At 67.0% G+C, this 19,759-nt stretch carries 27 protein-coding genes; 11 read left to right on the top strand and 16 right to left on the bottom strand.

Going from position 1 to position 19,759, the window contains the following annotated elements; all coding sequences use genetic code 11:
• Positions 1–56: 56 nt before the first annotated feature.
• Complete coding sequence (locus V5A38_RS09920) at positions 57–617, bottom strand: HIT domain-containing protein (RefSeq protein ID WP_332325604.1); 561 nt, start codon at positions 615–617, stop codon at positions 57–59.
• A gap of 246 nt (positions 618–863) precedes the next feature.
• Between V5A38_RS09920 and V5A38_RS09915 the strand changes: the two genes are divergently transcribed.
• Genes V5A38_RS09915 through V5A38_RS09905 form a run of 3 tightly spaced genes read left to right on the top strand, consistent with a single transcriptional unit; the run spans position 864 to position 2,631 of the window.
• On the top strand, positions 864–1,208 hold the full coding sequence (locus V5A38_RS09915; RefSeq protein WP_332325603.1) for a GNAT family protein: 345 nt from the start codon (positions 864–866) through the stop codon (positions 1,206–1,208).
• Positions 1,205–2,119: a malate dehydrogenase gene (gene mdh, locus V5A38_RS09910; RefSeq protein WP_332325602.1), complete on the top strand. Its 915-nt coding sequence runs from the start codon at positions 1,205–1,207 to the stop codon at positions 2,117–2,119. The genes V5A38_RS09915 and mdh overlap by 4 nt, the downstream gene beginning before the upstream one ends.
• 41 nt (positions 2,120–2,160) lie before the next feature.
• Positions 2,161–2,631 carry an FxLYD domain-containing protein gene (locus V5A38_RS09905; RefSeq protein ID WP_332325601.1) on the top strand — a complete coding sequence of 157 codons (471 nt, stop codon included), beginning with the start codon at positions 2,161–2,163 and terminating at the stop codon, positions 2,629–2,631.
• Positions 2,632–2,651: 20 nt separating this feature from the next.
• Here the strand turns inward: V5A38_RS09905 and V5A38_RS09900 are convergent, their stop codons facing one another.
• Positions 2,652–3,893, bottom strand: coding sequence for a hypothetical protein (locus tag V5A38_RS09900; RefSeq protein ID WP_332325600.1), 1,242 nt, complete (start codon positions 3,891–3,893; stop codon positions 2,652–2,654).
• Between the two features lie 121 nt (positions 3,894–4,014).
• Positions 4,015–5,760, bottom strand: a complete 1,746-nt coding sequence (locus V5A38_RS09895) for an excinuclease ABC subunit C (RefSeq protein ID WP_332325599.1) — start codon at positions 5,758–5,760, stop codon at positions 4,015–4,017.
• A gap of 121 nt (positions 5,761–5,881) precedes the next feature.
• On the opposite strand from V5A38_RS09895, the gene V5A38_RS09890 reads away from it, so the two are divergent.
• The 3 genes from V5A38_RS09890 to V5A38_RS09880 all read left to right on the top strand — a co-directional run bounded on the left by V5A38_RS09890 (position 5,882) and on the right by V5A38_RS09880 (position 8,135).
• Positions 5,882–6,139 (top strand): hypothetical protein, encoded by a 258-nt coding sequence (locus V5A38_RS09890; protein ID WP_332325598.1) that lies wholly within the window; start codon positions 5,882–5,884, stop codon positions 6,137–6,139.
• 176 nt (positions 6,140–6,315) lie between these two features.
• A complete protein-coding gene (locus V5A38_RS09885) occupies positions 6,316–7,242 on the top strand; it encodes an ABC transporter ATP-binding protein (protein WP_332325597.1) in 927 nt (308 codons plus the stop codon).
• On the top strand, positions 7,239–8,135 hold the full coding sequence (locus tag V5A38_RS09880) for an ABC transporter permease (protein WP_332325596.1): 897 nt from the start codon (positions 7,239–7,241) through the stop codon (positions 8,133–8,135). The genes V5A38_RS09885 and V5A38_RS09880 overlap by 4 nt, the downstream gene beginning before the upstream one ends.
• A 28-nt stretch (positions 8,136–8,163) precedes the next feature.
• Here the strand turns inward: V5A38_RS09880 and V5A38_RS09875 are convergent, their stop codons facing one another.
• The 6 genes from V5A38_RS09875 to V5A38_RS09850 form a co-directional block, all read right to left on the bottom strand.
• Positions 8,164–8,355 carry a helix-turn-helix transcriptional regulator gene (locus V5A38_RS09875; protein WP_332325595.1) on the bottom strand — a complete coding sequence of 64 codons (192 nt, stop codon included), beginning with the start codon at positions 8,353–8,355 and terminating at the stop codon, positions 8,164–8,166.
• Positions 8,352–8,708 carry a hypothetical protein gene (locus tag V5A38_RS09870; RefSeq protein ID WP_332325594.1) on the bottom strand — a complete coding sequence of 119 codons (357 nt, stop codon included), beginning with the start codon at positions 8,706–8,708 and terminating at the stop codon, positions 8,352–8,354. The genes V5A38_RS09875 and V5A38_RS09870 overlap by 4 nt, the downstream gene beginning before the upstream one ends.
• Before the next feature lie 144 nt (positions 8,709–8,852).
• Positions 8,853–9,107 (bottom strand): hypothetical protein, encoded by a 255-nt coding sequence (locus V5A38_RS09865; RefSeq protein WP_332325593.1) that lies wholly within the window; start codon positions 9,105–9,107, stop codon positions 8,853–8,855.
• A 31-nt stretch (positions 9,108–9,138) separates the two neighbouring features.
• Complete coding sequence (locus V5A38_RS09860) at positions 9,139–9,468, bottom strand: hypothetical protein (protein ID WP_332325592.1); 330 nt, start codon at positions 9,466–9,468, stop codon at positions 9,139–9,141.
• A 50-nt stretch (positions 9,469–9,518) separates the two neighbouring features.
• Positions 9,519–10,418 (bottom strand): phosphogluconate dehydrogenase (NAD(+)-dependent, decarboxylating), encoded by a 900-nt coding sequence (gene gnd, locus V5A38_RS09855; RefSeq protein ID WP_332325591.1) that lies wholly within the window; start codon positions 10,416–10,418, stop codon positions 9,519–9,521.
• Between the two features lie 66 nt (positions 10,419–10,484).
• Positions 10,485–11,984, bottom strand: coding sequence for an amidohydrolase family protein (locus V5A38_RS09850; RefSeq protein ID WP_332325590.1), 1,500 nt, complete (start codon positions 11,982–11,984; stop codon positions 10,485–10,487).
• 175 nt (positions 11,985–12,159) lie between these two features.
• Between V5A38_RS09850 and V5A38_RS09845 the strand changes: the two genes are divergently transcribed.
• The gene (locus V5A38_RS09845; protein ID WP_332325589.1) at positions 12,160–13,263 is read left to right on the top strand and encodes an aminopeptidase; all 1,104 of its coding nucleotides are present in this window, start codon (positions 12,160–12,162) and stop codon (positions 13,261–13,263) included.
• Between the two features lie 86 nt (positions 13,264–13,349).
• On the opposite strand, the gene V5A38_RS09840 is transcribed toward V5A38_RS09845, so the two are convergent.
• The 3 genes from V5A38_RS09840 to V5A38_RS09830 form a co-directional block, all read right to left on the bottom strand.
• The gene (locus V5A38_RS09840; protein ID WP_332325588.1) at positions 13,350–13,640 is read right to left on the bottom strand and encodes a GNAT family N-acetyltransferase; all 291 of its coding nucleotides are present in this window, start codon (positions 13,638–13,640) and stop codon (positions 13,350–13,352) included.
• Positions 13,637–13,813 (bottom strand): hypothetical protein, encoded by a 177-nt coding sequence (locus V5A38_RS09835; protein ID WP_332325587.1) that lies wholly within the window; start codon positions 13,811–13,813, stop codon positions 13,637–13,639. The genes V5A38_RS09840 and V5A38_RS09835 overlap by 4 nt, the downstream gene beginning before the upstream one ends.
• A gap of 147 nt (positions 13,814–13,960) precedes the next feature.
• Positions 13,961–14,728 carry a DUF5806 family protein gene (locus V5A38_RS09830; protein WP_332325586.1) on the bottom strand — a complete coding sequence of 256 codons (768 nt, stop codon included), beginning with the start codon at positions 14,726–14,728 and terminating at the stop codon, positions 13,961–13,963.
• 149 nt (positions 14,729–14,877) lie between these two features.
• Between V5A38_RS09830 and V5A38_RS09825 the strand changes: the two genes are divergently transcribed.
• Positions 14,878–15,249, top strand: coding sequence for a universal stress protein (locus tag V5A38_RS09825; protein ID WP_332325585.1), 372 nt, complete (start codon positions 14,878–14,880; stop codon positions 15,247–15,249).
• Positions 15,246–15,818: a GNAT family N-acetyltransferase gene (locus tag V5A38_RS09820; protein WP_332325584.1), complete on the top strand. Its 573-nt coding sequence runs from the start codon at positions 15,246–15,248 to the stop codon at positions 15,816–15,818. Before V5A38_RS09825 ends, V5A38_RS09820 begins: the two co-directional genes overlap by 4 nt.
• On the opposite strand, the gene V5A38_RS09815 is transcribed toward V5A38_RS09820, so the two are convergent.
• Positions 15,797–16,246, bottom strand: a complete 450-nt coding sequence (locus tag V5A38_RS09815; RefSeq protein ID WP_332325583.1) for a universal stress protein — start codon at positions 16,244–16,246, stop codon at positions 15,797–15,799. The two genes, V5A38_RS09820 and V5A38_RS09815, sit on opposite strands and share 22 nt — an antisense overlap.
• A gap of 84 nt (positions 16,247–16,330) precedes the next feature.
• On the opposite strand from V5A38_RS09815, the gene V5A38_RS09810 reads away from it, so the two are divergent.
• The gene (locus V5A38_RS09810; protein ID WP_332325582.1) at positions 16,331–16,780 is read left to right on the top strand and encodes a universal stress protein; all 450 of its coding nucleotides are present in this window, start codon (positions 16,331–16,333) and stop codon (positions 16,778–16,780) included.
• A gap of 70 nt (positions 16,781–16,850) precedes the next feature.
• Positions 16,851–18,050, top strand: coding sequence for a phosphohydrolase (locus tag V5A38_RS09805; protein WP_332325581.1), 1,200 nt, complete (start codon positions 16,851–16,853; stop codon positions 18,048–18,050).
• Positions 18,051–18,294: 244 nt separating this feature from the next.
• Here V5A38_RS09805 and V5A38_RS09800 read toward each other — a convergent pair whose 3' ends face one another.
• From V5A38_RS09800 to V5A38_RS09790, 3 genes are read right to left on the bottom strand one after another with little or no spacing between them, the layout of a single operon-like run.
• Positions 18,295–18,726 carry a DUF5807 family protein gene (locus tag V5A38_RS09800; RefSeq protein WP_332325580.1) on the bottom strand — a complete coding sequence of 144 codons (432 nt, stop codon included), beginning with the start codon at positions 18,724–18,726 and terminating at the stop codon, positions 18,295–18,297.
• Positions 18,727–18,776: 50 nt separating this feature from the next.
• Positions 18,777–19,205, bottom strand: a complete 429-nt coding sequence (locus V5A38_RS09795) for a hypothetical protein (RefSeq protein WP_332325579.1) — start codon at positions 19,203–19,205, stop codon at positions 18,777–18,779.
• Positions 19,206–19,223: 18 nt separating this feature from the next.
• Entirely contained in the window at positions 19,224–19,625 is a 402-nt protein-coding gene (locus V5A38_RS09790) for a 30S ribosomal protein S6e (protein WP_332325578.1), read from the bottom strand.
• Positions 19,626–19,759: the final 134 nt, after the last annotated feature.

Raw genomic sequence — 19,759 nt, 5'->3', positions numbered from 1 at the left:
TCACCGACACGGATGGTCACGGCGGGACAGACTCGCCGTAATCACTATCAGTACAGCTACTCGTCGTCCCCGAACTCCAACCAAACTGCGCCTCCATCGGAAACCTCCGACGCTGCCGAATCCAGTTCAGAAAACCCCGCATGCAGCTTCTCGTAGGTCGCCTCCAGCGCCTCGACGATGACTTTCGTCTCCGATATAATCGGCATGAAGTTGGTGTCGCCGGACCAGCGCGGCACCAGATGGGTGTGGAGATGGTCGTCGATCGAGCCTCCCGCGGCGCTACCGCCGAGATTTTCGCCGGCGTTGAGGCCGTCAGTGCCCATCGACGCCTCCAGCGCCTCGATAGCGGCGACCTTCATCCGGGCGTGATCCAGCAGCTCCGTGTCGGACAGATTCCCCCACTCACCAGTATGCCGCCGGGGGATGACCATCAGATGGCCGGGGCTGTAGGGTGCGTTGTTGAGGATGACGAACGTGTGTTCGCTCCGGGCGACGATGCGGCTCTCCTGGTCGGTGTCCCGCGCCGGCAGCACGCAGAACGGACAGCCGTCGATCTCGTCCTCGTCGGGGTCGCGCTCGACCCAGTCGATACGCCAGGGGGCGAAGAGCTGCTCCATGCAGGCTGGTCGTGGGGTGCGGAGTTAGGCGTTCTGGGGTCGGCACGGCCAGCACCCGGGCGTCGGGCGCACCCACACCACCCGAACAGCGATGCCTGCCCTGGGCCGGTAGATCAGCCGCTTCCGGACGCCCTACAGCGAGGCGCGCTACCGTAAGGAGAAGTGGCCGCCGGCGAATGGCGACGGCGTCTCGCTGCTCGCGGTGCCGAAAACAGGGCGTTCGGCTGGGAGCTGGTCGGCTCCGTAATGCCTTTCGCGGTCCAGGACGCCGACGGCTACGCGCTGGAGGCGAGCGCCCACCTCCTCGACCACGGGTTCAGGGAACTTCGACTCCACCGGATCTCCGTGACGGTGATGGCCGGGAACGACGCCTCGACTCGGCTCTGTGAGCGGCTCGGATTCGTCCACGAAGGGACCACGCGTGAGGCGCAGTTCGCCGACGGTGAGTTCGCCGACGTCCAGCGTTACGGCCTGCTCGAGGACGAGTGGGCCGGGCCGACAGCGGTGCTCGAGTGGCCGGTCCGCACGCATCAATCGCACCCGTATCCGGTGGGTTTAATCACTGTCTCCACGCAGGCTCCACCGTTATGACGAAAGTTAGTGTGGTCGGCGCGGCCGGCACGGTCGGCGCCGCCGCAGGCTACAACCTCGCGCTCCGAGATATCGTCGACGACCTCGTCTTCGTCGACATCCCTGAACAGGAGGACGTAACCGTCGGACAGGCTGCCGACGCGAACCACGGGAGTGCCTACGACTCCAACACGACCGTCCGGCAGGGCACCTACGAGGATACCGCTGGCTCGGACGTGGTCATCATCACGGCGGGCATCCCTCGCAAGCCGGGCCAGACCCGGATCGACCTGGCCGGCGACAACGCGCCCATCATGGAGGACATCGGCTCGTCGCTGGCCGAGCACAACGACGACTTCGTCTCCATCACCACCTCCAATCCGGTCGACCTGCTCAACCGCCATCTCTACCAGGCGGGCGACAGGGACCGGCACAAGGTCATCGGTTTCGGCGGCCGACTGGACTCGGCACGGTTCCGCTACGTGCTCTCCGAGCGGTTCGATGCGCCGGTCAAGAACGTTGAGGCCACGATTCTGGGCGAACACGGTGACGCACAGGTGCCGGTGTTCTCGAAAGTCCGTGTCGACGGCCGGGACCCGACGTTCGCCGACGACGAGCGCGAGGAGATCCTCTCGGACCTCCAGCAGTCCGCGATGGACGTCATCGAGCGCAAGGGCGCGACCGAGTGGGGGCCCGCAACAGGCGTCGCCCACATGGCCGAGGCGGTCATCCACGACACCGGCGAGGTGCTGCCGGGGAGCCTGGTGCTCGACGGCGAGTTCGGCCACGAGGACACGGCGTTCGGCGTCCCGGTCAAACTCGGCTCCGACGGCGTCGAGGAGGTCGTCGAGTGGGACCTCACGAGCTACGAGGCAGACCTGATGGACGAGGCGGCCGAGAAGCTCTCCGAGCAGTACGACGAAATCGCGTAACGTCTCGAAAGACCTACCTTTTCCCCGGCGGTCGATACTGTATGCGCCGCCGTGCCCTCCTCTCGGCCGCTCGTATCGCCGTCACCGGGTCCCTCGTTGCCCTTGCCGGGTGCTCGGACCAGCCCGACGACGGAACGGAACGGTCCCCGACCGACGAATCGCCCACATCCAGTCCGACCCCCTCCCCGACGCCGACGCCGTCGACGATTCACACGCCGGAGGGCGGGTCGCTCCGGGTCGCCGAACACGCTCTCGAACGCCGCAACGAGGACACCGAGAACGAACTCGCCGTCGTGACGGGAACCGTCGAGAACACCGGCGAGACGGCCGCCGAAGACGTTCAGGCGACGGCCCGCTTCCTCGACGACTCCAGCGCGGTGCTGGGGAAAGCAACGGCCCGGAACACCGAACTCGGCGCTGGCAGTCGCTGGGAACTCGAACTGGTGTACGACGAGAGCGGTGCCGACGCCCAAGCGGTGGTTGACTACCGTCTCGTCGTCGAACAGTCGTAAAAAGAACGCCGTGGGAGCGGTTAGTCGCCGCTCTCGTTGCGCGTCAGTTCGTACTGGAACCCGATGGTGTTGTCGGGCATGATTTCGACGGTCCACTCGCCCGTCTCGGGGGCGTCGAGGACGTAGACGAACTTGCTGGTGGAGCGGCGGGTGTTGTAGTCGCCGTCGCTCGCACCGCGCTCTCGGCTACCGAGGTCGACGAAGCCGCGTTCGCTGACCTCGACGCGTTCGGCCTCGATGCGCTCGCCGTCGGGCGAGACGAACGTCACGTCGAACGACGGCTCCTCGGCGCGTTCGCCGTCACCGGCGGTCCGGGGGCTGAGCGTCAGCGTGACGTTCTCGGTCTCATCGGTCACCTCGAACTCGTGTTCGTACGGTTCGCTTGGCTGTTTCCAGACCACGAAGTTCATGTTGACCTGCTGCCAGTGGTCGCGGCGCGGGTCGCGGTTCGGGTCCTTCAGGCCGAGGTCGATGGAGGTCCGGTAGCGGCCGCGGTCGGCCGCCTCGTCGGGTGAGATGCTCACGGTGACCGTGGCGGTTTCACCCGGCTGAACCTGGTTCGGCGCGTCGATGTCGACCCAGTTGGGGTCGAGTTCGTTCTCGCAGTGGGGACCGTGACAGGAGTGGCCGCGGTCGCCGAGTTCGGGGCTCAGCGGCACCGCCTCCTCGCCGGTGTTCTTGATAACGATTTGCCGCGTGACGGTGTCACCCGCTTCGACCTGCGTGCTCAGGTAGGTGTCCGAGAGGATTTCGACCGTGGGCGGTCGCCAGACCTCGACACGGACGTAGTCCGCGTGGACGGGGCGCTCAGGACGGCCGGGTCGGGTCGCGGTCGTCTCGTTGGTGAAGGCGACCTGTCCCCTGTAGGAGGCCGACTCGGCGTCCTCGGGGACTTCGACGGTCACCTCGTACTCGACTTCCTGACCGGCCTCCAGCGTGCCGGGCCCGTCGATGGTGACCCACTCCGATTCGAGCGGGTACTCGGCGACCGGCGAGGTGAACAGGTGTGGGTTCACGTCGAGGGCGCGGTCCTCGCCGTTCTTCACCCGAACCGTGAAGCTCGCGCTCTCTCCGGGTTTGATGTCGAGGTAGCTGTCGTCTGCGTTGACGTAGAGTTTCGTGAAGTTGGTTTCTCCGTCGCTCTCGGCGGGGGTCGCTGTGGCGGAGTCGACAGGAGGGCTGTTCGTCGGCGCGGCGTACGCCGTCGCGACTGGCATTCCGGCCAGTACGACAAGCGCGGCGATGAGGATTTCGCGTTTCATGTCTGTAGCTGCCGACGACTCGCCTGTTGGAGGGCAGAGGCGGCGGACGGGGGAGTTGTTCCTATCTGCCCGACAAATACTTTCTGGTGTGTTGCTGACTCCAACCGACAGACGGGACCGGCTACAGCCGTCTTCCGATTCGTTCCGCAGTCTTCTCGCCGACCCCGTCGACGTCGCGGAGGTCGGCCTCGCTGGCCTCCCGGACCGCGTCCACGGAGCCGAACCGGCGCAGGAGTCGTTTTCGCGTCTGCGGGCCGACCCCGTCGACCTCGTCGAGCGCCGTCTTCACCTCGTCGCGGATGCTCTGGTGGTACTGCACCGCAAAGCGGTGGGCCTCGTCGCGCACCCGCTGGAGCAGATGGCGGTGCGGGGCGTCGTCGTCCCAGCGCTCCACTCCGGATTCGGTGATCACCAGTTCCTCCGCTTTCGCGATGCCGATGCAGGGGACGTCCCAGTCCGTCTCGTCCAGTGCGTCGAGCGCGGCGCCGAGTTGCCCCTCGCCGCCGTCGACGAGCAGGAGATCCGGGTCGGGTCGGTCGTCGCGTCCCTCGACGGCGCGTTCGGCCCGCCAGCGCACCAGTTCGCGCATGTTGGCGTAGTCGTCGTTGCGGTCGGTCAGCTTCTTCCGCCGGTAGCCGCTCTTCTCGGGGTCGCCGCCGACGAAGCAGACGTCGCTGCCGACGACGGCTTTCCCCTGGGCGTGGCTCACGTCGAACCCCTCGATGCGCTCTGGGCGGGGGATGTTGAGCGCCTCCTCCAGCGCGCCAACGTCGTCCTCGGCGCCGACGCCGTTGCGAGCGTTCTTGAGTGCCAGCTCCACCAGTTTCCCTTCCCGGCCGGCACCGGGCACCGACACCTCGACGCCGGCCGACGCCAGCCAGTCGAGCACGTCCTGGTCGTCGGGGCGCTCCGCGAGCAGGACGGCGTCCGGCAGCTCCCGCTCGGCGTAGTACTGGGTCAGAAACGCCGAGAGCAGCGCCGAGACGCGGTCCTCTCCCTCCGGCGCATCGAGACGGTGCCGGGTGCGGTCGACCAGTTGGCCGCCGCTGGCGTGGAGGCGCGCGACCGTCGCGTCGTCGCCCTCCACGACCGCTGCGAGCACGTCCACCTCCCGGTGGTGGCCGGGCGAGGAGACGGCTTCGCCGCCGCCGCCGTGGAACGCCTCGACGGCCTGGAGCCGGTCCCGGGCGTTGGCCGCGCGCTCGAACTCCTCCGCCTGGGCGGCGGTTTCCATCTCCCGGCGAAGTGGGTCGGCGAGCGCGCCGGTTTCCCCCTCGAAGAACCGGACGGCGCTGGCCACGTCCTCGGCGTAGGATGCCTCGTCGATGAACTCGACGCAGGGCGCCGAGCAGATTCCCATCTCGTAGTCTAGGCAGGGCCGGTCGCGGTTGCTGAACTTGTAGTCCGAGCAGCCTCGGAGTTCGTACACGTCACGGAGCGCCTTCACCACTGACTCCACCTCCCCTTTCCGGGTGTAGGGACCGAAGACGGTCGCCGCGTCGTCCGGATCGCGGGTGATTTCGATACGAGGGAACGGGTGATCGGTGAGTTGAACCAGCGGGTACGATTTGTCGTCTTTCAGCCGAACGTTGTAGCGCGGCTGGTGGCGCTTGATGAGGTTCGCCTCCAGCAGTAGCGCCTGGGTCTCGGTATCGGTGACGGCGACGTCGACGGCGTCAGCGCGGCGGACCATTCGCTGGATACGCTCGCTGCGCGGGTCGGCGTAGGAGCGCACCCGGTCGCGGATATCGACGGCTTTGCCCACATAAAGCACCGTCTGCCCGGTCTCGCCATCTTGGAGGAACTGGTAGACACCGGGCTCCCGCGGGAGGTCGTTCGCCCGCTCGCGCACGCCGCTCGCGTCCATCGGTTCAGTGTAGCTTGCGAGCGCGTTTGAGCGTGACGCTCCCAGCGTACTCGGGGTCGGTGTGGACCGCTCCGCGGCACCCACCGCCGGCTACAAACCGCCGCCACGCCAAGAGCGGTCCATGACCCGTGCGTGGCTCGTCGAACGCGATGTGGACAGCCGAGATCTCGTCACCCTCACCTACGCGACGCCGGACGGTGAGCGGGCGTTCACCAAACAGGCCTCGTTGAACACGCTCGCCAGGGGCGACGGCGTCACCGCCGCGGTGGATATCGAAGACGACCGACTGGAGCCAGTCGCGGACACCGAAACCCGCGAACGCTACGCCGCGGAGGTCGAGCGCGTCGCGGCGAACAACGATCCCGACGACCGACTCTGAATGGGGAACACACGCCTTCGGTGAGTCTCGACGATCCCAGACCGAACCCCACGCTCGCCGGCTCCAAAGTCGCCGGGTCGCGTCTCGAGGGAGTTTGCCGTCGCGCCGAGGGCGCGACGTTTTCCTCCCTCGGTGGAGCCGAAACCCTTTATCCGGAACCGGAGCAACCCCGGAGTATGCCCGCTATCGAACTCGACGGGGTAACCAAGCGGTTCGACGATGTTACCGCCGTCGACGATCTTTCGATGACGGTGCCGGAGGGCGAGGTGTTCGGCTTCCTCGGTCCGAACGGCGCCGGGAAATCGACGACTATCAACATGCTGCTCGACTTCGTCCGCCCGACCACAGGCACCGTCTCGGTGCTCGGGATGGACGCACAGGAGCGCGGCGTCGCTGTCCGGGAGCGGACGGGCGTGCTCCCGGAAGGGTTCTCGGTGTACGAGCGGCTCACCGGCCGGCAGCACATCGAGTTCGCGATCGAGTCCAAAACGGTCGACGCCGACCCCGAGGCGGTGCTCGAACGGGTCGGCCTCGACGGCGAGGGCGACCGCAAGGCAGGCGGCTACTCCAAGGGGATGGGCCAGCGCCTCGCCCTCGGCATGGCGCTGGTCGGCGACCCCGACCTCCTCATCCTCGACGAGCCCTCTTCCGGGCTCGACCCTGCCGGGGCGAAGGAGATGCGCGAAATCGTCCGTGAGGAGTCCTCCCGTGGCGCGACGGTGTTTTTCTCCAGTCACGTCCTCGGCCAGGTCGAAGCCGTCTGTGATACCGTCGGTATTCTCCGAGAGGGCCGGCTCGTCGCCCGCGACTCCGTCGAAGGGCTGCGCGATGCCGTCGGCGGCGGTGCGACGCTCTCGATTACGGTCGATTCAGCGTCCGAGGAGCAGCTCGAACCCGTCCGCCGGATCGGCGGTGTCGACTCGGCGATGACCGATGGCGGCACCGTTTCAGTGCAGTGTGATCCCGAAGCGAAGACGGACGTCATCGGGGCGCTCGAAGGCGAGGGCGTCTCGGTCAAGGACTTCGAGACCCGCGAGTCCTCGCTCGAAGACCTCTTTCTCGCGTACACCGAAGACGAGGCGGCGACGGAGGTGGAGGCATGAGCTGGGAGGCCGTTGCGCGGAAGGATTTCCAGGACGCGGTTCGCTCGCGCTGGCTCTGGGTGCTCTCGGCGCTCTCCGTCGTCGTCTTCGCCGGCGCGGCTATCGGCCAGCTCTATCTCGGTGGCGGACAGACCCCACAGCAGTCACAGGGGCTGCTCCAGGGGTTCCTGTTCTTCCTGAAGCAGGGGACGGGTATTCTCATCCCGCTGACGGCCATCGTCGTCGCCTACGCCTCCATCACCCGGGAGCGGGAGTCCGGGACGATGAAGCTCCTGCTCGCGCTGCCGCATTCGCGTGACGACGTGGTGCTCGGGAAGCTGGTGGGTCGCAGCGCCGTCGTCGCGCTCCCGGTGCTTATCGGCTTCTTCGTCGCCTTCCTCGCGCTGCTGCCGGCGGGGTCAGGGATCAACTTCCTGCTCTACGTCCAGTTTGCGCTGCTGACGGCGTTACTGGGCGTGGTGTTCGTCGGGATCTCCATCGGCGTCTCGGCGGCCGCGCGGACGAACCAGCAGGCCATCGTCGGCGCTGGCGGCCTGTTCGGGATGTTCTGGTTCCTCTGGAACTTCTTCGTCAGCGGCATCAACCGGGCGCTCACGGATCTGTTCTCGCTCTCGGCGGCGAGCCAGTATCAGGTTCGACTGACGCTGAAGCTGCTGAACCCGATTCAGTCCTACAAAACGCTGGTCGACGGGCTGTTCATGAGCGACCTGGAGGCGCGGGTCCGGATGTTCAGTATGCTGTTCGGCGTCATCCCCAACCCGCAGGCGGGGGAGGCGCTCGGCCCGGAGCTCTCGCCGGCTTTCGCGGACTCGATGGTGCTGCTCTTCCTGCTCGTCTGGCTGGTTGTCCCCGTCGGCGTCGGTATCATCTGGTTCCGCGACGCGGACCTGTAGCCTCCGTCGGAGTCGGTTTTTCAGATACTCACTCCGGGTGGAATATCTCCTCGATACGGCAGTCGAACTCCGCGGCGAGCTCGAACGCGAGTTCCAGCGAGGGATCGTAGCGCTCGCGCTCGATCGAGTTGATCGTCTGTCGGGTGACGCCGACCGCTTCGGCCAACTCCGCCTGGCTCAGTCCCTCCTGTTCGCGGAGCTCGGGGAGCGTGTTCTTCATGGCTGTCGGCGGGCCACCAGCAGCAGGAAGCCGTAGACGCCGTAAACGACGGGGACGAGCAGCGCAATCGGCACAAGCCAGTCGGGCCACGTCGTGTACCCCAGCGCGACGAGAGCGGTCATCGTCGGGAAGAACAGGGCACACGCCCAGCCGAACAGCGCGAGCGTCCAGCCGGAGGCGCGCTCGTGAATATGCCTGTCGCGCTCGTCGAACAGGGTCGCCGAGTAGTTCACCTGGAGATAGCCCGCGGCGCCGAAGAGGAGGGCGAACCCCGCGACGCCCACGAGCGGGTAGCCGAAGGCGATGAGGACGCCGAGCGTGAGCCCCGACAGTCCCGAGAGCGCTGCGTGCATCCGTCGGTACGTCCGTTCTGATCGAGTCTGTGGTGATGCGCTTTCCGTCATGGCTGGCACGCGAGCTGTATGTAAAGCTCGCTTTACAGTAAAGCCTCCTTTACATGCCCAGAAAAACGTGTCGACATCTCTACGGGAACGTGGCTATAGCCCAAGCCCGTAGATGATGCTGAGCAGGCCGACAATCTCGATCGTCTGGATCACGACCTGGAGGGTGACCTGCCAGCCAGCGACTGGGAGTGCGAGATACAGGAGCGTGAACACCAGGGGAAGTCCCAGTGCGAGCACGAACCCCAGCAAGACGGACAGCATCGGGCGACTCCCGTTGCGGCGGTAGCCCCGGTAGGCGATCACGACGCCGGGGTCGTGGGGCTCGTTCTCCTCCTCGCTACGGTCCACGCAGCGCTCATCCTGCTCAACGTGTAGGTGCTCAATCCGCGCCGAACAACCCATACTGACGACTGATCCTGTAGAGGAAGACGCCGAGCACGCTGATCGCCGACCCAACAGCGACTCGCAGTGCGGTTCCTTCGTACGGCGACGCGGCGACCGGGACCGGTCTGAGCTGCTGGAGGTAGAGACGATGAAGCACATCCCCGAAGGAGTACGCGAACAGGAACCCCCCGAAACTGACGACGCCGACGCCGCCAGCCCACAGCAGTGCGATTCTCCGAGTCGAGCCAGTTCGTGTCGCGTGGAGAAAAACGCCTGCTGCGGCGGCCGGCGCCACGAACAGGCCGACGACGGAGACCACAAACATACGCTCCCTTCCGTCGAGTCCCGGAAAACGATTGCGCCAACGGGTCGGACCTACTGGCGCTTCACTTCGTGCCGCCCGAACCCGTATCGCAGGCGGTTGGCCAGTCGCCGCGCGAACCGCCCGTCCTCGGGCGCGCGGGAGCCGAAGCGCTCGGCGAGCGCCTGGTAGATGAGCGGCACCGGGACCTCCTGTTCCAGCGCCTCCTGGACCGTCCAGGTTCCGGTGGAGCCGCCGGAGACGTGGTCGGCGACGTCGCCGAGGTCGTTCCCCTCCTCGCGGAACGCCTCCTCGCAGAGTTCGAGCAGCCACGAGCGGATGACTGCGCCGTTGTTCCACGTCCGTGAGACGGTCTCCAGGTCGAGGTCGTAGCGTCCCTCCGCGAGCAGTTCGAACCCTTCGCCGTAGGCCTGCATCAGCGCGTACTCCACGCCGTTGTGGACCATCTTCACGTAGTGCCCCGAGCCTGCTGGCCCCATGCGGTCGTGGCCCTCCGGCCCGGTGGCGACGGCGTCGAACACCGGGACCAGCGCCTCGTAGGCCCATTCGGGGCCGCCGACCATCAGCGAGAAGCCGAGATGGGCGCCCGCGGGGCCGCCGGAGGTGCCACAGTCCAGATACGCCGCGGCCGTCTCCGCCGCGCGACGCGTCGACTCCTCGAAGTGGGAGTTGCCGCCGTCGACGACCACGTCGGCCTCGTCGAGATGCGGCTCGAGTTCCGAAAGCGTCGCGTCGACGGCCTCCCCGGCCGGCACCATCAACCAGATACGTTTCTCCTCGCCCAGTCGGTCACAGAGGTCCGCGACACTGTCGGCGGGCGTCGCACCGAGCTCGTCGGCGTCGGCAACGGCCTCCGGGTCGAGGTCGAACGCGACGACGCCGTGGCCCGCCTCGATGGCTCTGTCGACGATAATCTGTCCCATCCGTCCGAGTCCGATGACGCCCAGTTCCATGGGTGGGCGTGTGAGCGAAGTACGGGTAGCCGTTGCGGTTCGGTCGCTCGGCTCACCGTCCTCCTGCTACTCCGTCTCCCCGCCGTACCGAACCGCGCCCCAGAGGTCCGGGTGTGGCTCCAGCGCGTCGGCACCGTCCACGCGCTCGATGGCTGTTCTGGCGGCCTCGTTCGCGTCGTCGAGCACTGTCTCGAGCGGTGGCGCCTCCGGCGCGACTACCTCGCTGTCACGCAGGCGGACCGCACCGTCGACCATCACGAACGAGACGTCGCTCCCGTCGGCGTAGCCAACCATCCGCGGGACAGTCAGCCCCGAGTCGAGGGCGGGACCGAGTTTCGCCGAGCGGCGGTCGACTGCCACCACGTCGGCGCGCTTGCCGGGCGTGAGCGAGCCAACCTTGTCAGCCAGCCCGAGGGCCGCCGCGGCATCGACGGTCATCGCCTCCAGGACGCGCCCGGCCGGGAGCAGGCTCGTGTCGCCGTGGTGGGCCCGCTGGAGCTGTGCGGCGATGCGTCCCTGCGAGAGCAGGTCGAACGAGCGGTCCGGGGCGCTGCCGTCCGTCGAAACGGCGACAGTGACACCCTGCTTCATCGCCTCGACCACCGGGAATCGGTTCCTGACGTACGCGTTAGTCAGCGGGCCGTGGGAAGCGGCCACGTCGTTCTCGGCCATGAGCGCCACCTCCTCGGCACTGATTCCAGCGCAGTGGGCAAGCGAGAGGCGCTCGGTCAGGACCTCCGGCTTGGCGGCGGCGGCCGCGGCGACCTCGCCCTCGTAGGCGTGGGCGTGGAGGGCCAGATCTTCCCGTCCGGCGAGCTCGGTCACCTTTCGGAGCTGGGCAACGCTCGCCGCCGTCGCGCTCCCGTCCGCGTCCATCTCGGGCACGAGTGAGGAGGGTGCGACCGCGACCTGGATCCGGCCGTCTGCGCTGCCGTGCAGTTCCTCGACGACGGCTTCCGTCGTCGCCATCGCGTGGTCCAGGTCGACGGTCGTTTCGGTGCCAGAATCCGGGTCAACGCAGTGGGCGGGCAGGCTGTCCGGCGGGCCGACGCCGACGACGTGGCGAAGGCCGAACTCGCGGTAGCCCGTCACCGCCGCGTCGGCGAACTTCGGGTCGTCGACGCGGGGCATCGAGCCGACGTAGGACAGGGAGGTGGTCACGCCAGCGCGGAGGCGTTCGAGTGCGGCCAGTCGTCCCTCGGCCCGCCAGAACGCCGTCCCGCTCCCTTCGAAGTAAATCTCCTTGACGATGTCGAGCCAGTCGTTGCCGCCCCCCTCGAGCAGGTTCTTCGTGAGGCCGTGGCCGGCGTGGCCGTGACTGTCGACCAGCCCTGGCAGCAGGACGTGCTCGGAGAGGTCCATGCGTTCGGCATCGGGGTAGTCAGCGAGGAGTTCGTCGCGCGGCCCGACGGCGACAATCGTGTCGGCGTCATCGGACTGCGTCCGATTGGCGGACGAATCGCTGTGCGATTCGTCAACGCCGACGGCGACAGCGCCGGGGTCGAGGACGCGGCGGTCGGCGTCGACGGTCACGACGGTGCCGCCGACGAGGACGGTTGGAGCCATGAGTATGATGTTGGGACGGTCCGCGCCTAAAGTTTCGCGTAGGTTCGGGGGATGGTAAAACGGTTTTTCGGCGCTGACTGCCGAGAACGCAAAATAGCGTGGGTGGTTTGAGGCTCCCCAGGCAAAAGTCCCGCCGACCACGGTTATTTTGCCGGGCCACGACGACCACACTCCTATGGACGACCGTATCCACGCACATGCCGAGACGCTGGTCGACTGGAGCGCCCGCATCGAGGCGGGCGACGACGTCGTCGTGAAAGTCAGCGAGGGCGCCCACGAATTGGGCATCGCTGTCGCCGAGGAGCTGGGCGCCCGCGACGCCAACGTCGTCACGCTCTACGGCTCCGACGAGATAGACCGGGCCTACCTCCGGAACCACAGCGGCGAGTTCGACGAGAACCCGCCCCACGAGCTCGCGCTCTACGAGAACGCCGACGCGGTGCTCTCACTCGGCGGCGGCCACAACACCATGGCCACCGCCGATGTGCCCTCGGAGAAACGGCAGGAGAAGAGCCGCGCGACCGAAGGAATCCGCGAGGCGCGGATGGACACCGACTGGGTGTCGACGGTCCACCCGACCCGCTCGTTGGCCCAGCAGGCCGGCATGAGCTTCGAGGCGTACCAGGAGTTCGTCTACGACGCCGTGCTCCGGGACTGGGAGGCACTCGCCGAGGAGATGGCGAAGATGAAGGAGCTCCTCGACGAGGGGAGCGAGGTTCGGCTGGTCAAGGAGAACACCGACCTCACGATGTCCATCGAGGGCCGAACCGCTGTGAACTCCGCCGCCAGCGTCGTCTACGACTCCCACAACCTCCCCTCGGGCGAGGTGTTCACCGCACCCGACGCGACGGCGGGCGAGGTGTTCTTCGACGTCCCGATGACCATCAACAGCCAGCGCGTCCGCGACGTCCATCTGGAGTTCGACGACGGCGAGGTCGTCGACTACTCGGCGGGCCAGAACGAGGCGGTCATCGAGGAGGTGCTGGAGACCGACGAGGGCGCAAAGCGGCTGGGCGAACTCGGCATCGGGATGAACCGCGGCATCGACCAGTTCACCGACAGCATCCTCTTCGACGAGAAGATGGGCGATACCGTCCACCTCGCGCTCGGGCGAGCGTACACGTCGAACTTCCCGGAGGGCACGGAGGACGAGGCCAACGAGTCGGCAGTCCACGTGGACATGATCACCGAGATGGGCGAGGACTCGCGGATGGAGGTCGACGGGGAGGTCGTGCAGCGCAACGGGACCTTCCGGTGGGAAGACAGATTCGAGGAGTAACGAGGGGGGGAAACGCCGGGCGGAACCACCGCCCAATGTCCGAGTTCGACCCCCACGCGGTGGGCTTTCACTGAGCGGCGGTCCACTCACAGCTCGCGTTCGAAAACGACTGTCGGGTAGCTGCTCTCTCCCACCTCGTACTCGCTCGTCTCACGCACCTCGAAACTCCGGGACTCGTAGAACGACCGCCCCTGTTCATTGGCGCGGAACGTCTCGAGCACTACAGCGTCCACCAAGGCCGGCAGCCGTTCGAGTGCCTCGTCGAGCAGCACCGTTCCGACCCCTTCACCCCAGTCAGCCGGCCGAACGTAGAGCGTCCGGATGTCGGCCGCTCCCGCTCGGGCGTACTCCGTGGTCCGCTCGGCGTGCCACGTCATCGACAGCCGACCGACGATATCGCCCTCGTCGTCGCCGCCTCGACGGCGTCCAGTTCGGCGGGGGAGAGAATGTGGTCGAACGCTGCACGCCAGGCGGCCGCGGTCAGGGCGAGTGACTGGCCCAGTTCCGCTTCGGTTCGCAGCGGGCGTCTCTCCGTGTGCTCGGTCGGCACTGCTTATACTGCCGGACAGAATGATACAACCATCGCTCGCCGTGAATCGGCCGTCAGCTCGTGTGAGAGCCAGAGACTGGTGAGCGAGTCTGTACTGACTTCTGTCCGGCAGTATTAGCCAGCAGAGAAGAGCGTTCCGCGAGTGTGTTACTCAGTCTCGTGGACGTGCCCGCACTCGGGACATTTCACCTCCTCACCGCGCACCTCCGCGGAGGCCTCCCGCACCTCCCGCATCACGCGTGAGACCTCGTCCTCGGTTTCCAGTTCCTCCTCCACCGAGAGGTCGACGCCCTCGACTTCGAGCAGGAACTTCGCGATCTCGGTCACCTCGTACATCGTCTCGTCCAGCTCTTCTGCGGTGAAAAAGCCCGACATCGCGCCGTAGAGGAACGTCGCACCGGCTTTGGTCACCTTCTCCTCGAAGGAGGCTCGCGCCTGGTTCACCGCCTGCGGCGAGTAGGTGTCGGTCATGAACGGAATCAGTCGCGGGAGGTTCTCGCCGATCTTCGTCATCTCGACGCCCGTCTCGGTTCGGAAATCCGCACAGAGCCGGGCGATGGCCCACTCCCGGGCAGTGATGTAGGTGCGATCCCGGAGGAACTCGTTGACCCGCTCGTAGTCGGCGGCGTCCATCTTCGTGAACCGGGCGTACGCCTTCACGTCCTCGGGCACGTCGCTCTCCGGGCCTACGTCGACGTCGGGACCGTCGCCGACTGGGCTCTCGCTCTCGTCCGGAGGGTCGTCGGCGCCCGCTGTCGACGCCGTCTCGTCGCGGGTTGCCTCCCCATCGGTCCCAGTGTCGTCGCGTTCGTCGGGACCGCTGTCGACTCGGTCCGGCTCTGGGGGCTCCTGCTCGGCCGGCCCCTCCCCAGCCGAGTCGCTCTGGTCTGCTGTCGGCGTCGGGTCGTCGCTCATGCACGTCCGTGGTAGAGCCACCGACATATGGCTGTTCACCGCGGAACTGTCGGATACTGTGAACATCCGACCACCCAGCCCCGGTTTGGCAGGGAACGGAGCGGGATGGCTCCGCGGGCTTTATCAGTCGAGCCGTTGTGTCTGACTGCATGAAAGTGCTGCTCGGGATCGGAGGGAGCGACGACTCCATCCGGGCGCTCGAACAGGTCGTCGACCGGAGCAAACAGGTCGGCGACGACCTCACGATCGCTATCGTCGACAACCCGCGGTCCGACCGCTCCCGTGAGGAAATCGAGAAGTGCGTCGAGGAGCTGCTCTCGGAGGCGGGGCTCTCGGCACCCATCCGCCATCTCGAAGGCAATCCCGGAAGCGAACTGGTCGACATCGCCGAACAGGAGGAGTTCGACGAGATCGCCCTCGGCGGTGGGCAGACCAGCCCCATGGGCAAGATCAGCGTCGGGAGCATCGCGGAGTTCGTCCTGTTGAACGCCTACACCTCTGTCAGGCTGGTTCGGGAATGAGTGGACCTGGTTACTCCCCCGACGAGTCCGACCGCGAGTTCCCGGCACCGCCCCGGACCGTCGAGGACGCTGAGGGGCGCTCGATTCAGCTGCGGGCCTTCGACGGCAGCGAGACCGAGCGCGAGGCGCTCCGGGAGATGTACGAAGCGTTCGACCCTGCCGACCGTGCACAGGGCATCCCGCCGAGCCGTCCCTCGAAGCTGCGCGACTGGCTCGACCGCATTCTCGACGAGGAGTGTCTCAACGTGTTCGCGTGGCACGACGGCGACGTGGTCGGGCACGCGACGCTGGTGCCCGAAGACGATCCGGACTCACCCCACGAACTCGCCATCTTCATCCTCCAGTCTCACCAGGGCGCCGGTATCGGGACGGAGCTGCTGAGGTCGGTCCTGGGCTACGGCGCCGAGTGCGGGGTCGAACGGGTGTGGCTCACGGTCGAACGCTGGAACCGGGCGGCGGTGGCGCTCTACAAGAAACTCGGCTTCGAAATCACTGACGCCGAGAGCTTCGAACTGGAGATGGCGATTCAACTCCCACCCACAGCGGTTCAGACCGACAGCACGGGCTGACTCGCGTACAGCAGCACGTACTCGGCGGCTTTTTCCAGGACTTCCACCGTCGCGCCAGTCTGTGGCTCGCGCGGCACGACGAGGAAATCCGCCCCCACGTCCTCCGCGGTGTCGAGGACGACGCTGCCGGGATGCTGGCTGAGGCGGTCGGTCGAGAAACCCGCCGCGACCGACGTCGTCACCCCGACATCGTGGTTACCCGCGACTTCGCCGGCAGTTTCGACGTACTCCTGTGTCTCGTCGGCGATGGCTTCGTCCTCGACGGCGCCAGTTTCGATTGCGCGCACGACCTCTTCGCCGAGCACGTAGACGACGTGGACTGCGGCGTCGTAGGCGTCTGCGACCGTCGCGGCGTACTCGACGGCACGCGTCGACTCCTCGCTTCCGTCGACAGGAACCAGCACGAGGTCGACTTCGAGGGGGTTCATATCGTTGTGTGGACCCCGCTGGGGCAAAACCGTTTCCGATGACGTCCCCGCGGGAGTTATGTCCCCGCGGGCGAAGAACGAGGTATGTTCGACACTATCGTCGTCGCTACTGACGGCTCTGAGAGTGTCGAGCGCGCCGTCGAGGTCGCGCTCGATCTCGCCCGGCGGTTCGACGCGGAGGTCCACGCGCTCTCGGTCGTCGACGAGAGCGAGATCAGCTCCTCGCCCGAGGAGATCCGTGACGAGCTCCGCGAAGGGCTCAGGGAGAACGGACAGAACGCTGTCGCCGACGTCGCCGCCCGAGCCACTCACGACGTGGTCACTGCGGTCCGCGAAGGGCGCCCGGCCAACGAGATCGCGGCCTACGCCCGCAAGGTGGACGCGGACGCCGTCGCCACGGGCACCCGCGGGCGCCACGGCGAGAACCGCTTCCTCATCGGGAGCGTCGCCGAGCGCGTGGTGCGGACCTGTCCGGTGCCGGTGCTAACGGTCCGGCAGCTGGAAGGCCAGGGTGCGGAGGCGGCCTCGACGTAACGACTCCCGGTCCGGGAGCCCCAACGCGCGGTTCCACGGCGCTTATACGCCGGCTCCATCTCCTTTCGGTATGGACGACGAACTCATCGAAACCGAGGAGCTCTCCCTCCACCGACGCTCGCTGCTTCCGGGGAAGGGCTTTTTCTACCCGGATTCGCTGGACGAGGGGCGCCGTGAGGAGCGAATCGCCGAGGCCGTCGATGGCGCCGACACCGTCGTCGTCACTGACTCCGACGCCGACGGGCTGGGCTGTGTCGCGCTCATCCGTGAGGCCCGAGACGCCGTGCTCGACGTGGTGCCGTTCGAGGAGCAACTGGTCGAGAAGCTCGGAACCGGTGCGGAAACCGACGAGGACGAAGCGCCCGAGGCGCCCACACCCGAGGAAGTTGCGGCCGAAGAAGCGCAACGGTCGACGGTCGCGCTGGTCGCCTCCGGCCCGCACTCCCTGGACGAGTCGCTCGAATACGTTGCGGCGTCTCTCGAGGCGGGGACGGACGTCTTCGTCTGTGACATCTGCCCCGACAGCTACGAGCGGCTCGGCGATTCGATCGAATCGATCGTCGAGACCGGCGGTGACGTGCGCTGGTTCGACCACCACCAGTGGGCCGAGGAGGTCGCCGAGGCCGTCAGGGCGGCGGGCGTGAACCTCGTCGTGGGCGAGAGCGAGGAGGAGTGTACGGTCGACGTGGCGCTGCGGTCACTTGACTACGAGTTCGGCGAGCGGTTCCGGGAGCTCGCCGCGGTCACACGGGACCACGACCTCTGGCTGAAGGAGGACGAGCGCAGCGACGACCTGGCGGATTACGCCTACTGGAGCGGCCCGGAGGAGTACGCCACCGTCGTCGGGACGTACGGGGCCGCGCTCCCCGGGGCGGTGCTCGACTACGTCGCCCATCGCCGGGTTGAGAAGGAACAGCGCATCGAGGCCGCCGTGAACCGGGCCAACCGCCACGAGATCGGCGACTGGACGATCGGTGTGACGTACGGCCGCTGCTCACAGAACGAGGTCGCAGAGACGCTCCGGCAGGACGGCTGTGACGCCGCAGTCATCGTCAAACCCTCCGGGAGCGCGAGTATCCGCGGGTCGGAGGGGTTCCAGCGCGCACACGAGGTCGCCCGGCAACTCGGCGGCGGCGGGCACCCGCAAGCGGCAGGCTGTAAGCCGGATATCTACGACGATATGCTGGACATGGCTCAGCACTGGACGACTGAGGGGCAGGCGGCGCGGAAGGTGATTCTTCGGGCGTTCGAGACCCTGACCGAGGAGTAGTTCTTCGTTGTGTTTTGGTTCTTTTGGAGAGTAACGGGGGGTGCAACGCCTTGTTACATCAGTTCGGATTCGGCGACGACTACCGCAACTGAGAACGTTACCGCGGAGTGTGCTTGGACACTTGGGACAGCAGCGTGCCGGGCACGAGGCCCGGCACAGTACCGGGTCCCCACCCCTCCCCGCGCGCTCGCTGTCGCAGAAAGGACAGTTGTTACAGAACGGTCGCTATCCCGAAACGGAGAATCTACTCGCTTCGACTCCCAACAACCCACTTCTGTGAATACGCCTCCCCGCAGTTACACTGCGCGTAGGCGTGAATCACGTCACCGTCGGCGTACATCCCACCGACCTCGGGGTTCTCAGCCTCGGCGAAGGCGAAGATGAACTGGACCACATGCTCGTCCCCATCGCCAGCAGGACACTCTCCGCCGGAAAGGTCCTGGTGAATGCTCCCCGTCTCGCCCATCGCCTCTTTGGCGAACTCCATCGCGTCCATCCCGGTGCCGGCCGAGAATAGCTGACGACCCTTCTCCCCGGGGACGACGAGGACGACGCCGCCGTCGCGCTCCTCGCCGATCTCGGCGAGTTTCCCATCCTCGTCCAGCTGGTCCGCCGCGAGATAGAGCCCCACGTCCTCCAGGCGCTCGCCCGCGAGGAACTCCGAAAGCTTGCTCATGGGTGTGGAAGGCGCTGGCGCAGTAAAAACCGTCCGCGTTCGGGCCGCGTTCAGCCGTCGAGGTCCGTCGCAATATCCTGCAGCGAACTGCTGGGGCTGGACATCTCCGTGTAGACGACCCGTTCGCCGGGGAGCCTGAGCCCGTAGCGCTCCCCCGGTTCGAGCACGTCCAGATCGAGCGCGTCGTCGGGTTCGCGGTCGTTCGTCTGGAGCCATCCAACCAGCCGGTTCTCCGCACGCCCCGGATCCTTCGCTTCGCTCCGCAGGTCGTACGCACCGCGGAGCAGCAGCCCCGAGCGGTCGGCCTGGATCCGGGCGTGGTACTCGTCGCCGTCGAGAACCAGTCGAACCAGGTCGCCCGAATCGAGCGCCAGGGCGTCTGGCAGTTCCAGGCAGGGGCGACGGGTGCCGCCGCTGCGCGTGACGGCTGCTCGCTCGGTGCGAACGCTTGCGTGGTCGCTCGGGAGTCGGTCAGCCATCGAGAGAACCCGTGGAGGTTACTCGTCGTCGTCGGCTTCGTCGTCGCCCTCGCCGAACGCGGCGGCAACGTCCTCGTCACCGACGACTTTGGCGTTGACCTGCGCGGTGTCCTCGCTGAACTGGGCGCCGCGAACCGTGATGCGGCGGCGCTCGCCGTCCTTCTCGGGGTTGAAGCCGATGCCGCCCTCGAGCAGCAGCTCCTTCAGGTCCGCGCCCGGCACGTCGCCGCGCATCGGTCGGCCGGCGGCGTCCGAGCCGCCGGTGAGTTCGAGCGTGGACGCCGAGAGGCCGACGACGCTGCCGTCGACCTCCTCACCGATGGACCGCCCGAGGAACCGGTTCGCGTCCTGTCCGTCGACCTCCGTCTGGTAGGTAGCCCCGGAGTCGGGGTCCGAAACGACGAGCTTGAGTTCAGCCATACCCTGAAACTGCAGGCCGCGGCTGAAAAACACGTCGAAAGCCGGCGTTCCGCGCCAGCTCACACGGGCGCTTATCACGGGCTCGCCCCCGTCACCCGCTCGTGTACGGTCTCATAGTGATTACTGCGAATAGT

It is taken from the genome of Halolamina sp., from assembly GCF_036626355.1.
Taxonomy (GTDB): Archaea; Halobacteriota; Halobacteria; order Halobacteriales; family Haloferacaceae; genus Halolamina.
The sequence above is the reverse complement of the archived record's forward strand: the minus strand, read 5'-3'. Positions and strand labels throughout refer to the sequence as shown.

Coding starts and splice junctions, on each gene's coding strand:
- V5A38_RS09850 (WP_332325590.1), bottom strand. CDS start 11,984: ATGGCTCCAACCGTCCTCGTCGGCGGCACCGTCGTGACCGTCGACGCC.
- gnd (WP_332325591.1), bottom strand. CDS start 10,418: ATGGAACTGGGCGTCATCGGACTCGGACGGATGGGACAGATTATCGTC.
- V5A38_RS09815 (WP_332325583.1), bottom strand. CDS start 16,246: ATGAACCCCCTCGAAGTCGACCTCGTGCTGGTTCCTGTCGACGGAAGC.
- V5A38_RS09900 (WP_332325600.1), bottom strand. CDS start 3,893: ATGAAACGCGAAATCCTCATCGCCGCGCTTGTCGTACTGGCCGGAATG.
- V5A38_RS09920 (WP_332325604.1), bottom strand. CDS start 617: ATGGAGCAGCTCTTCGCCCCCTGGCGTATCGACTGGGTCGAGCGCGAC.
- V5A38_RS09860 (WP_332325592.1), bottom strand. CDS start 9,468: ATGTTTGTGGTCTCCGTCGTCGGCCTGTTCGTGGCGCCGGCCGCCGCA.
- V5A38_RS09885 (WP_332325597.1), top strand. CDS start 6,316: ATGCCCGCTATCGAACTCGACGGGGTAACCAAGCGGTTCGACGATGTT.
- V5A38_RS09880 (WP_332325596.1), top strand. CDS start 7,239: ATGAGCTGGGAGGCCGTTGCGCGGAAGGATTTCCAGGACGCGGTTCGC.
- mdh (WP_332325602.1), top strand. CDS start 1,205: ATGACGAAAGTTAGTGTGGTCGGCGCGGCCGGCACGGTCGGCGCCGCC.
- V5A38_RS09805 (WP_332325581.1), top strand. CDS start 16,851: ATGGACGACGAACTCATCGAAACCGAGGAGCTCTCCCTCCACCGACGC.
- V5A38_RS09870 (WP_332325594.1), bottom strand. CDS start 8,708: ATGCACGCAGCGCTCTCGGGACTGTCGGGGCTCACGCTCGGCGTCCTC.
- V5A38_RS09895 (WP_332325599.1), bottom strand. CDS start 5,760: ATGGACGCGAGCGGCGTGCGCGAGCGGGCGAACGACCTCCCGCGGGAG.
- V5A38_RS09830 (WP_332325586.1), bottom strand. CDS start 14,728: ATGAGCGACGACCCGACGCCGACAGCAGACCAGAGCGACTCGGCTGGG.
- V5A38_RS09820 (WP_332325584.1), top strand. CDS start 15,246: ATGAGTGGACCTGGTTACTCCCCCGACGAGTCCGACCGCGAGTTCCCG.
- V5A38_RS09915 (WP_332325603.1), top strand. CDS start 864: ATGCCTTTCGCGGTCCAGGACGCCGACGGCTACGCGCTGGAGGCGAGC.
- V5A38_RS09800 (WP_332325580.1), bottom strand. CDS start 18,726: ATGAGCAAGCTTTCGGAGTTCCTCGCGGGCGAGCGCCTGGAGGACGTG.
- V5A38_RS09790 (WP_332325578.1), bottom strand. CDS start 19,625: ATGGCTGAACTCAAGCTCGTCGTTTCGGACCCCGACTCCGGGGCTACC.
- V5A38_RS09810 (WP_332325582.1), top strand. CDS start 16,331: ATGTTCGACACTATCGTCGTCGCTACTGACGGCTCTGAGAGTGTCGAG.
- V5A38_RS09890 (WP_332325598.1), top strand. CDS start 5,882: ATGACCCGTGCGTGGCTCGTCGAACGCGATGTGGACAGCCGAGATCTC.
- V5A38_RS09875 (WP_332325595.1), bottom strand. CDS start 8,355: ATGAAGAACACGCTCCCCGAGCTCCGCGAACAGGAGGGACTGAGCCAG.
- V5A38_RS09795 (WP_332325579.1), bottom strand. CDS start 19,205: ATGGCTGACCGACTCCCGAGCGACCACGCAAGCGTTCGCACCGAGCGA.
- V5A38_RS09845 (WP_332325589.1), top strand. CDS start 12,160: ATGGACGACCGTATCCACGCACATGCCGAGACGCTGGTCGACTGGAGC.
- V5A38_RS09825 (WP_332325585.1), top strand. CDS start 14,878: ATGAAAGTGCTGCTCGGGATCGGAGGGAGCGACGACTCCATCCGGGCG.
- V5A38_RS09840 (WP_332325588.1), bottom strand. CDS start 13,640: ATGACGTGGCACGCCGAGCGGACCACGGAGTACGCCCGAGCGGGAGCG.
- V5A38_RS09905 (WP_332325601.1), top strand. CDS start 2,161: ATGCGCCGCCGTGCCCTCCTCTCGGCCGCTCGTATCGCCGTCACCGGG.